Consider the following 10,636-nt stretch of genomic DNA (forward strand, 5'->3'; position numbering starts at 1 on the left):
TTTGGTCGGCATACATGCACCTCTAGCTACATGTTATGCCCGAACACAAAATTTCTGACAGTCTCCTAAAAACCTGATTACCGTATGGAACAAACTGTTTCTGTTCATTGAGGCGTCTGCAGTATCGGCGTCCGAGATAAACGATGCCTTGTCATTACGGCAGTTTATGAGTCACTTCAGACAAGTCGTTCACCCCTGGAAGACCATCGAAGTCGACTCGGACGCCTTGCTTAATGTGTTCAAGGAAGCGGATGAAGAATATAAACGGATTTATGGATAACTCGACAATGAAAAATACGTTCACGCCCAATGACACAGCCTTCACTGGTCAAGTACCCGACCGCGATATCATGACTCGCAGTCTTCACCTCATGCGTAACAGCCTGATAAAGGCAGACCTTCTGTTTGCCAAGACCCAATACCTGCCCAACCTTTATGAAAAGCTCACACGCCTGAACACCCTGGCCATCACTGAACAACATCACCTCGGAGAACACGCTGAACGGCTGATCATCGATATCGAGTCGAAGACCGCCCTGCTGAGGCAGTACGCTCAACCCNAGTGTCAGCGCCTCGTGAACAATGCCACTGCCACAGCCCAGCAACTGGCCAGTGCTCTGAGTGGCATGGCACAAGGTATTGATCGACAGCAGACCGCTGAGTTTGGGCAGAGTCTGCAAGGTGACATGGCAAACGCAGGCACCAGACTCGACGTTTTACACACCACCCTGGCGAGGTTGAACGAAGAGCGTCAAGTGCTGAGCACCGCTATTGACGCCCTGGAAAGCAAGGGCGCGACGAGTATTGCCAAGGACACGTTGATCAATGCAGACAAGGTGCTCAGCCTGGGAATGCAGCCCCCTGAACTCGCAGTGATCATGCTGGCGCTCGAGCAAATGAAGGCGACCCTGGAAAAGGGTGAGGCGGGAATCAACCTCATCGCGATGATCAAACGCCGTGATGGTTTTCGCGAGCGCATCAATGCCCTGTCCCAGCAACTGGCAGGCATGGACAAGGAAAAAATGGCGCTCGCACAGCGCATTGAGCTGATTGAATGCTTCAACGCTTTTGACGAGCAGCGTGCCGCTTATGTCGAGCAATACCAGAAAATCAAAAACACTCTGGACAGCTTTCTGGTCGTCAACACCAAGGGTGCATCCGATGACAGGCAACGCAGCATGCGCCTGATCGAATCCGGCCAACAGTTGATCGGCTACTTGAACCGCATTCGCTGACGCCACCGCAGGCCACGTTGCAAGGGTAATGGCCTGTACGCCCTTGCAACCTGCGTTTATGCAGCTGCCGTTAAACGGCAGCCAAACAGCTATCAATTCTCAAGGGCCCAGCATGACAGGACAACTCTTGTACCAGAGCGACTTCAAGGACCTCACCACTTACCTGCAGGTTTTGCAGAGGCTTCCGGCATTGACCCGCTCGTTCAAGGTCCATCTTGATCAGGTGCCGTTGGCCAGACACAGCACCTATCCCATTCCCGAACTACGCAATGTGCTTGAAAGGGCCAATAGGGATTGGTCTGGCTGGTCGGCGCTTCTGCCCAAGCTGATGGCGATGCACAGACGACTCGACGCCATGACGGCAGAGCTCACACAGTTTTCCGGAAGTGCAACGCAGGACTACAAGCTGGCCGAGCACCTGAGGGGCTCCGCAGGCGATCGGCTGATAGCGTTCGAGAGCGAGTTCGATAATGAGGAACAGACAGTACAGAAACTGACCCTGGGTATCTGCACCATTCTGCCGCGACTTATCGACTTCCTGAACGACGCCATCTCGCGTTATAGCCGCAAGTTCGGTCTGAAGCCGGGCGACCCTCACCGGGAAAACCTGGCAAACGCCCTGCCCCTGTCATTCGGTACGCAGGATGCGATCGACGCGCAAGAGCGACTGTTTCGTGCACAAGGTTATGCGTACAGAGCGTTGGGCTGGTACATCCGCGCTTACACGGCCGCCAGAAATCTGGGAGCCTACCTGTTGCGAATGTGGGCACTGCTCTGGGCCTGTGTAGGCAGCATTATCGGCGTACGCAAAGCTGAAACACCTTTGCGTCGCCGCCTGGAGACGGGACTGCTACTGGTCAACGTGCGGGAAATCCAACGCCTTTCAAAAGCGTTCGACACTGGGCAGGATCTGGCTGTCTGAACCCTGGATGAAACGCAAAAAAAACCCGCGATCACTCGCGGGTTTTCATATCAGGACAACGCTTACAGATAGAACGACTTCAATGGCGGAAAGCCGTTGAATTCCACTGCGCTGTAGCTGGTGGTGTAGGCACCAGTCGACAACCAGTACATACGGTCACCGATGGCCAGGTTGAGTGGCAGACCGTACTTGTAGTTCTCGTACATGATGTCGGCGCTATCGCAGGTCGGACCGGCAATGACCACTTCTTCCATTTCGCCCTTCTTCTCGGTCCAGATCGGAAACTTGATAGCTTCGTCCATGGTTTCGATCAGGCCGGAGAATTTACCCACATCGGTGTACACCCAGCGCTCGACAGCGGTGCGCGACTTGCGCGCGACCAGCACGACTTCGCTGACCAGAATACCGGCATTGGAGATCAACGAACGGCCTGGCTCGAGAATGATTTCCGGCAGGTCATCGCCGAAGTCTTCCTTCAGGAAGCGGATGATCTCTTCAGCGTAGGTTTCCAGGCTGTTGGTGCGGGTGATGTAGTTGGCCGGGAAGCCGCCGCCCATGTTGATCAGCTTCAGAACGATGCCGTCTTCTTCTTTCAAACGCTCGAAGATCACTTTGACCTTGGCGATGGCAGCGTCCCAGACGCTGATGTCGCGCTGCTGCGAGCCGACGTGGAACGAGATGCCGTAAGGCACCAGACCCAGGTCGCGAGCGAGGATCAGCAGGTCCATGGCCATGTCGGTCTGGCAGCCGAACTTGCGCGACAGCGGCCAGTCGGCGGTGGTCGAGCCTTCGGTCAGAATACGCACGTAGACTTTCGCACCCGGCGCAGCCTTGGCAATGTTGCGCAGATCCGCTTCCGAGTCGGCGGCAAACAGACGCACGCCCTTCTCGTAGAAATAGCGAATGTCCTTGGATTTCTTGATGGTGTTGCCGTAGCTGATGCGCTCCGGACCAACGCCACAGCTCATGACCTTGTCCAGCTCGTAGATCGACGCGATGTCGAAACTGGAACCCTTGTCCTTGAGCAGATTGATGACTTCGACGGCCGGGTTGGCTTTGACAGCGTAATAGACCTTGGCAAACTCGAAGCCCGCACGCAGGTCGTCGTAGGCTTTACTGATGATGGCGGTATCAATGACCACGAACGGAGTTTCTTGCTTGTCAGCGAACGCCTTCATTTTCTTGAAGGTTTCGGCTGAATAGTAGTCTTCGACATTGATCGACATGCTGCTGGAACTCCTGATGGCAAGCGGTATTGGTAAATGGGTGCAAATGAACGCCCTCCGTATCCCCACTTTGGTTCGCCTACTTCCCAAGGCATGTCGCCGAAAGCAAAAAGGCCCTGAAGGGCTGCCTTCCTGGCCTTGCTGTCTCGTCGTCAGTACTTGAGCCGGATGGATCGTTTCCAGCATGGACGTTCGGCGCGAACTTTAGGACCTGAGGGGCCGGATATCAACAAAAAATGTCGCGTTTTTGCACAGAGCGCTTGAGTTGCCTTCCCAAGGACCTGTTTAACCGACCTGCATGACAGGCAGATGTTCCTCACGGCGCGATAAACCGGTAAAGCCTTTTCGCTTGCAAGGGTCTATCAAGAAATCAGTAGCGCTCAGACTCCACCGCCACTCATCGCCAGAACTTGCGCAACCTGAAGCCGAATTTCAGCGTTTTCTGGAGGTGTTTGATAGCCGACTCTCTGAAGAGGCGATTTCCCGGACCATATCCGACTTGTGGTCCATACAAATCGAGGCTCTCTTATCAGATTGGCCTGCACATAGGAAAACGGAATACCTTGGCGACTTAGGAACATCGGCGCAATACCCGTCACCTCACCGTGATGGATTTCGTCGAGCTTTTTCAACCACGGTTGAAAAGCCAGGTCGGGGATATTCAGTCCATTGAACTGACGCGCTGAAGCAGCCATCACCACGCTTTCGAAGTCCTTGGAAGTGCGTGCCAGGTTTGCGGCGTCAGAACCGGGCAAAGCACCCGCAATCGTTTCTTTTATGTGCGGTGGCATGTCGGCAAGAACGGCATCTGGTTTGCGAAAAATGCCCTTGGACGGCTTATTTCTGATCGCAGGCACTCCGCGCTTTCTGGAACCTCCTAACGCTTGGCTCGCTATACTTCTCATCAGCCGCGTACCTGGTGCCCGGTGGAGTAACTTACTAATGTCGACAAACATATGCCCGCCAGGGTCGCTCCGGTTCACCGGGTCACCCGCACAATAGCCATAGGCATTAAGCCCGCCTTCGCCAAAAGGGCTGAAGCTATCGGGGCTGTTGAAGCGCATCAAGACCGGATTGTAGGCCCGGTAACCGTTGCCAAACAGGTAGTGGCCGGTAACTGTGTCAATCTGCTCTCCATTGAAGCCCGGTACCTCTGGGTTTCTCGCAGCTTTTTCACTGTAACCATAAGGTGTGTAGGCAATAGCCGTTCTCTGCTCGATACCGCCCGCATGCAATACATTTTGTTGCTGATCTGCAGCATCCAAAACAACAAGGCGCTTTCCATTGGCAAGGGTCTGCTGCGCCAGAGGCATTCCTCTCACGCGAAAAAGTGTGCGCTGCTCGCCATCAAGCACTTCGGTTGTCAACTGCTGGCCGCCATAGAACCGCTGCCTCATCGCCTGAGCCAGAGGAGTCAGACTTGCAAGGCGATCCAAAGGGTCATACCTGTATCGACAAAGCTCGTTCATCATCAATACCTCGCTGCGCTTCGGCCAGAAGAAACTAAATCAACCGCTGCCCAAAGTGCTACTGACAGAAATGCCAGTAGCCTGCACAGGCAGAAACGCAGCGAGAGCAGCACGAACTTTACGTCAACGACCTCCATTCATCCGGGATCACTGACGGTAAGGCGTGCCCTTCCAGCTTGAACAAACGGAGAGGCAGGATCAGTAGCAAGAAATTTGATGAAGACGGCTACTGCAACGTGGAGAAACGAGTGGCAACGGCTACCGCCAGTCACGAAGACTGGCGGTAATGCCAAAAATCAGGAAGCAACCTGATCCGCAGGCGAAACAATACTGGTCTTCATACCACGCGAACGGCCCGAGCTCAGGTAAGCCGCAATGGACTCTTGCGTCACTTCACCCAGGAACACGTTCTCGGCGTCCAGCACCGGCAGCCAGGCGCGGTTGAACTCGTACATGCGCGACAGCAGGATGCGCAAGTGCTCGTCGTAAGCGGCGGTTGCGTTGAACTCACGCAGGAACTGCGCGCACGTGCCCTGCTGGCGATGCAGGTCACGGCGACGTACGTAGCCCATTGCCTTGTTCTCGCTGTCTGTGACAACGATGTAGCGACGGTCATTTTCGTCCATCACGTCCAGCGCATCGGCCACCGGGGTTTCCGGGCTGACCGACGGCGCGTTGTCGGCTGCATCTTCGGCCTTGACCAGCAGCAGGCGCTTGAGGGTGCTGTCCTGGCCGACGAAGCTGCTGACGAAGTCGTCAGCCGGATGTGCGAGCAAGGTGTCCGGGTGATCGATCTGCAGCAGTTTACCGCCACGGAAGATGGCGATCTTGTCGCCCAGCTTGATGGCTTCATCAATGTCGTGGCTGACCATGATCACGGTCTTGTTCAGCGCGCGCTGCATCTCGAAGAACTCGTTCTGGATCATCTCGCGGTTGATCGGGTCGACCGCACCGAACGGTTCGTCCATCAACAGCAAGGGTGCTTCTGCAGCCAGTGCACGGATCACGCCGATACGCTGTTGCTGACCACCGGACAATTCACGCGGGTAGCGATGCAGGTACTGCTTGGGCTCCAGCTTGATCATGCTCATCAGTTCACGGGCACGGTCATGGCAACGCTGCTTGTCCCAGCCGAGCAGCTTGGGCACCACCACGATGTTTTCTTCGATGGTCATGTTCGGGAACAGACCGATCTGCTGAATCACGTAGCCGATGTTGCGACGCAGGGTCACTTCGTCCAGATCAGCGGTGTCTTCACCATTGATCAGCACTTTGCCGGAGGTCGGCATGATCAGGCGGTTGATCATTTTCAGCGTGGTGCTCTTGCCGCAGCCCGAAGGGCCAAGGAAGACGCAGATTTCGCCTTCGTTGACCGTGAGGCTGACCGAATCGACAGCCTTCACTTCTTTGCCGTTGCTCTGGAAAGTCTTGGAGAGGTTCTGGAGTTCGATCATTTCAGTAATCCTTTTGGAGTCAGCGTGCGTTGCAGCCATTGCAGGAGAAGGTCGGCGATGATGGCCAGAATGCTGACCAGTACCGCGCCGACGATCAGCATCGACATATCGCTGCGGCTGATTGAAGCGAGAATGAGTACACCCAGACCACCGGCACCGATGGTCGCGGCGATGGTCATGACACCGATATTCATCACCACGGCGGTGCGCACACCGGCGAGGATTACGGGTACGGCGATAGGCAGTTCAACCATGCGAAGGCGCTGGCCGAAGGTCATACCGATGCCTTTGGCGGCCTCGCGGATACCCGGTTCTACGCCAGTCAGGGCCAGGTAGGTGTTACGCATGATCGGCAGCAGCGAATAGAGAAACACTGCGGTAATAGCCGGCATCGGGCCAAGGCCCTGGCCGAATTTGGAGTAGAACGGCAGCAACAGGCCGAACAAGGCAATCGATGGCACGGTCAGCAGCACGGTGGCGCTGGCTTGCAGCGGGCCGGCAAGTGCCGGAAAACGGGTCATCAGTACGCCCAGCGGGACGCCGACCAGAATGGCCAGGGTCACGGCAATGCCGACCAGGGTGATGTGCTGCGTGGTCAGATGCAGCACCTGAGCCCAGTCGATCTGGGAGAAAACGTTGAAAAAACTCATGTCGTCTCCGTCCTTAGTTAAGTGGGTGCTGACGCAGGAAATCTGCGGCAACTTTGGATGGACTCTCGTGACCAACATCGATGCGGGCGTTGAGGTCGATCATGGTCTGGGTGTCCAGCAGATCAGCCAAAGGCTTGAGCAACGGGGCAATATCCGGGTGCTTGTCCAAGTAATCCTGACGGATCACCGGCGCGGCGGTGTAGTCCGGGAAGTAACGTTTGTCGTCTTCCAGCACCTTGAGCTTGAAGGCGTTCAAGCGACCGTCAGTGGTGTACACCAGGCCCGCAAACACCTGGCCGTTCCGTAGCGCGGTGTAAACCAGCCCCGCGTCCATCTGGCGGGTGTTCTCACGACCGAGATTCATGTCGTAATGCTTGACCATGCCGAGCAGACCGTCGGAACGGTTGGCGAACTCAGTGTCCAGCGCTACGAGATGCCCCTCTTTGGCTTCGTCTTTGAGGACTTTGGTCAGGTCGGTCATGGTGTTGACCTGTGGGTACTTGTCAGCGATTTTCTGCGGCAACGCCAAGGCATAGGTGTTGCTGAATTTCGACGGGGAAAGCCAGACCAAGCCTTTTTTCGCGTCGAGTTCTTTCACCCGAGCGTAGGTTTGTTCGCTGTCGAGCTTTTCATCAACGTGGTTGTAATTCACCAGCGATACGCCGGTGTACTCCCAGATCAGATCCAGTTGAGCACTTTCCTGCGCGCTACGCGCCAGGCTGCTGCCCAGGCCGCCGGTGACTTGAACGTCATAACCCTTTGTACGCAGGTATTGCGCAGTGAGTTCAGACAGGATGGTTTGCTCGGTGAACACACGAGCGCCGACGCGCAACAACGGCTTTTCCGCTGCCTGGGCAAATGCCGGAAACAGCAAGGAAAAGCCTAAAAACAAGCATATTCTTTTCATGATAATTCCTTCGCTCAACGAGCCAGACCGCGTTCCAGCCAGAGACGACTGGCCAGTGTCACCAGCCCGTCAAGCAGCAGCGCCAGCAAAGCGGTACACGCGGCACCCAGCACCAGCTGCGGCTGGTTGTTCAAGGCGATGCCAGGGAAAATCAGGCTACCGAGGCTGTTCGCACCGATAAGAAATGCCAGAGGCGCCGTACCCACGTTGATCGCCAGCGCAACACGCACACCACCGATGATGATCGGCACGGCGTTCGGCAACTCGACACGCCACAGCACCTGACGCGGGGTCATGCCGATGCCGACCGCAGCTTCCTTGAGTGAACCCTGAACGTTTTTCAGGCCTTCATAGGTGTTACGCACGATGGGCAGCAAAGAGGCGAGGAACAGCGCGAAGATCGCAGGCCCGCTGCCGATCCCGAGTATCCCGAGGGCAATGGCCAGAACGGCGAGAGGAGGAACGGTGTTGCCAATGTTGAAGATCTGCATGAAACGTTCGGCGCGGCCAACCATGCTAGGGCGGCTTAGGGCGATGCCTGCGGGGATACCGACCACCAGGGCCGCCAACATTGAAACCAGAACCAGAATCAGGTGAGCCTGAAGGTAGAACAGCAGGTCATCCTGGTATTGCTTGATAGTACTGATGCCGATCCAGTGGATCAGCAGGGCCAGGAGTGCGATCACAACCGCACCTCCCAATAGCCCCTTGCCATAGCGATTAGCCACAGGCGGACTCCTTATTTCAGTCGGCGAACGCGTTGACCAGGGCGTCCGCAAAGGACACCGGCAATAACGTTCGCGAAGAGCAGCGGGTGGGTCGCCGGTAAGGGTTTAACCTCGGCGAAAACACAAGCCATAAGCGCAGCTTCGTCAAGCCAACATGCTGATGAATCAGCCCCTTGCGTTGGCTTCGTTGCGAGCCTTGACGGGGGAGTGGACGTCTCCACGACCTGAAAGGTTCCCACACGAGACATTATCTGGCCATCGTTTATTGTCTGAACGGTTCGGTTATTGCCGCGAGTTGAGCTATAATCTGCGCCCTTTTTCAATACCGTCTCAGGCGATTTCCCATGACCCAACAGGCCGCCGAAGTCGCGAAACGCCGCACTTTCGCCATTATTTCCCACCCGGATGCGGGTAAAACCACCATCACGGAAAAACTCCTGCTGATGGGCAAGGCCATTTCTATCGCCGGTACGGTCAAGTCGCGTAAATCCGACCGTCATGCCACATCCGACTGGATGGAAATGGAGAAACAACGCGGTATTTCCATCACCACATCCGTGATGCAGTTTCCGTATCGCGAGCACATGATCAACCTGCTCGACACACCGGGTCACGAAGACTTCTCCGAAGACACCTACCGCACCTTGACAGCCGTTGACTCGGCGCTGATGGTCCTCGACGGCGGTAAAGGCGTCGAGCCACGCACCATTGCGCTGATGGATGTCTGCCGCCTGCGCGACACGCCTATCGTCAGTTTCATCAACAAGCTCGACCGCGACATCCGCGACCCTATCGAGCTGCTTGATGAAATCGAAGCCGTACTCAAGATCAAGGCTGCGCCGATCACCTGGCCGATTGGTTGCTACCGGGACTTCAAGGGTGTCTATCACCTGGCCGACGACTACATCATTGTGTACACAGCAGGTCATGGCCACGAGCGTACGGAAACCAAAATCATCGAGAAGCTCGATTCGGACGATGCCCGCGCCCATCTGGGTGACGAGTACGACCGCTTTGTCGAGCAACTGGAACTGGTGCAGGGTGCCTGCCACGAGTTCAACCAGCAGGAATTCATCGACGGCCAGCTGACCCCGGTGTTTTTCGGCACCGCGCTGGGCAACTTCGGCGTCGACCATGTACTCGATGCCGTGGTGAACTGGGCTCCCAAGCCACTGGCACGCGTGGCCAACGAGCGCACCGTCGAACCGGCCGAAGAGAAATTCAGCGGTTTCGTGTTCAAGATCCAGGCGAACATGGACCCCAAGCACCGCGACCGCATCGCGTTCATGCGTATCTGCTCCGGCCGTTACGACAAGGGTATGAAGATGCGCCACGTGCGCCTGGGCAAGGACGTGCGGATAGGTGATGCGCTGACGTTCTTCTCTTCCGAGCGTGAGCAACTGGAAGAAGCCTACGCCGGCGACATCATCGGCTTGCACAACCATGGCACCATCCAGATTGGCGATACTTTCACCGAAGGCGAAGCGCTGGGCTTTACCGGCATTCCGCACTTTGCCCCGGAGTTGTTCCGCCGCGTGCGCCTGAATGACCCGCTCAAATCCAAGCAACTGCGTCAGGGCCTTGAGCAACTGGCCGAAGAAGGCGCCACGCAGGTGTTCTTCCCGCAGCGCAGCAACGACATCATCCTCGGCGCAGTCGGTGTGCTGCAGTTCGATGTGGTCGCCAGCCGCCTGAAGGAAGAATACAAGGTCGAGTGCGCCTACGAGCCGATCACCGTCTGGTCAGCCCGCTGGATCGACTGCGCCGACAAGAAGAAGCTTGAAGAGTTTGAGAACAAGGCTGTGGAAAACCTGGCAGTGGACGGCGGCGGTCACCTGACCTACCTCGCCCCTACCCGCGTGAACCTGGCACTGATGGAAGAACGCTGGCCCGACGTGAAATTCCGCGCCACCCGTGAGCACCACTGATAATCCAGACTATCGTGCGACGCAGAGCGTCGGGAACGGCATTCCCACGCTGGAGTGGTATGCCCCCCGAAGGTTGGACAATTATCCACTTACGCTGCCTTGGCGGCCTGCATCCTG

The 10,636-nt window shown here is 56.4% G+C and carries 9 protein-coding genes; 3 read left to right on the plus strand and 6 right to left on the minus strand.

All coding sequences use genetic code 11. The annotated features are described in order from the left end of the window. The first annotated feature begins 287 nt into the window (after window positions 1-287). Together AO277_RS07415 and AO277_RS07420 are read left to right on the plus strand one after the other, a co-directional pair. Window positions 288-1,235 (plus strand): alpha-xenorhabdolysin family binary toxin subunit B, encoded by a 948-nt coding sequence (locus AO277_RS07415; protein WP_180273429.1) that lies wholly within the window; start codon window positions 288-290, stop codon window positions 1,233-1,235. Between the two features lie 112 nt (window positions 1,236-1,347). Further along, window positions 1,348-2,157: a hypothetical protein gene (locus AO277_RS07420; RefSeq protein ID WP_002555200.1), complete on the plus strand. Its 810-nt coding sequence runs from the start codon at window positions 1,348-1,350 to the stop codon at window positions 2,155-2,157. Window positions 2,158-2,219: 62 nt separating this feature from the next. On the opposite strand, the gene AO277_RS07425 is transcribed toward AO277_RS07420, so the two are convergent. The 6 genes from AO277_RS07425 to AO277_RS07450 form a co-directional block, all read right to left on the minus strand. Beyond that, window positions 2,220-3,383, minus strand: coding sequence for a type III PLP-dependent enzyme (locus AO277_RS07425; RefSeq protein ID WP_044319832.1), 1,164 nt, complete (start codon window positions 3,381-3,383; stop codon window positions 2,220-2,222). 380 nt (window positions 3,384-3,763) lie between these two features. After that, window positions 3,764-4,852 (minus strand): RHS repeat-associated core domain-containing protein, encoded by a 1,089-nt coding sequence (locus AO277_RS07430; protein ID WP_236691288.1) that lies wholly within the window; start codon window positions 4,850-4,852, stop codon window positions 3,764-3,766. 296 nt (window positions 4,853-5,148) lie between these two features. Further along, complete coding sequence (locus AO277_RS07435; protein WP_044319831.1) at window positions 5,149-6,306, minus strand: osmoprotectant ABC transporter ATP-binding protein OsmV; 1,158 nt, start codon at window positions 6,304-6,306, stop codon at window positions 5,149-5,151. Beyond that, window positions 6,303-6,956, minus strand: a complete 654-nt coding sequence (locus AO277_RS07440; RefSeq protein WP_004661100.1) for an ABC transporter permease — start codon at window positions 6,954-6,956, stop codon at window positions 6,303-6,305. The genes AO277_RS07435 and AO277_RS07440 overlap by 4 nt, the downstream gene beginning before the upstream one ends. Before the next feature lie 13 nt (window positions 6,957-6,969). After that, window positions 6,970-7,863, minus strand: a complete 894-nt coding sequence (locus AO277_RS07445; protein WP_044319830.1) for a glycine betaine ABC transporter substrate-binding protein — start codon at window positions 7,861-7,863, stop codon at window positions 6,970-6,972. Window positions 7,864-7,877: 14 nt separating this feature from the next. Then, window positions 7,878-8,591: an ABC transporter permease gene (locus tag AO277_RS07450; RefSeq protein WP_003379713.1), complete on the minus strand. Its 714-nt coding sequence runs from the start codon at window positions 8,589-8,591 to the stop codon at window positions 7,878-7,880. Between the two features lie 344 nt (window positions 8,592-8,935). Here AO277_RS07450 and AO277_RS07460 point away from each other — a divergent pair, with 344 nt between their 5' ends. After that, window positions 8,936-10,519, plus strand: a complete 1,584-nt coding sequence (locus tag AO277_RS07460) for a peptide chain release factor 3 (RefSeq protein WP_044319829.1) — start codon at window positions 8,936-8,938, stop codon at window positions 10,517-10,519. The last annotated feature ends 117 nt before the right edge of the window (window positions 10,520-10,636 follow it).

The organism is Pseudomonas amygdali (assembly GCF_002699855.1).
GTDB lineage: Bacteria > Pseudomonadota > Gammaproteobacteria > Pseudomonadales > Pseudomonadaceae > Aquipseudomonas > Aquipseudomonas amygdali.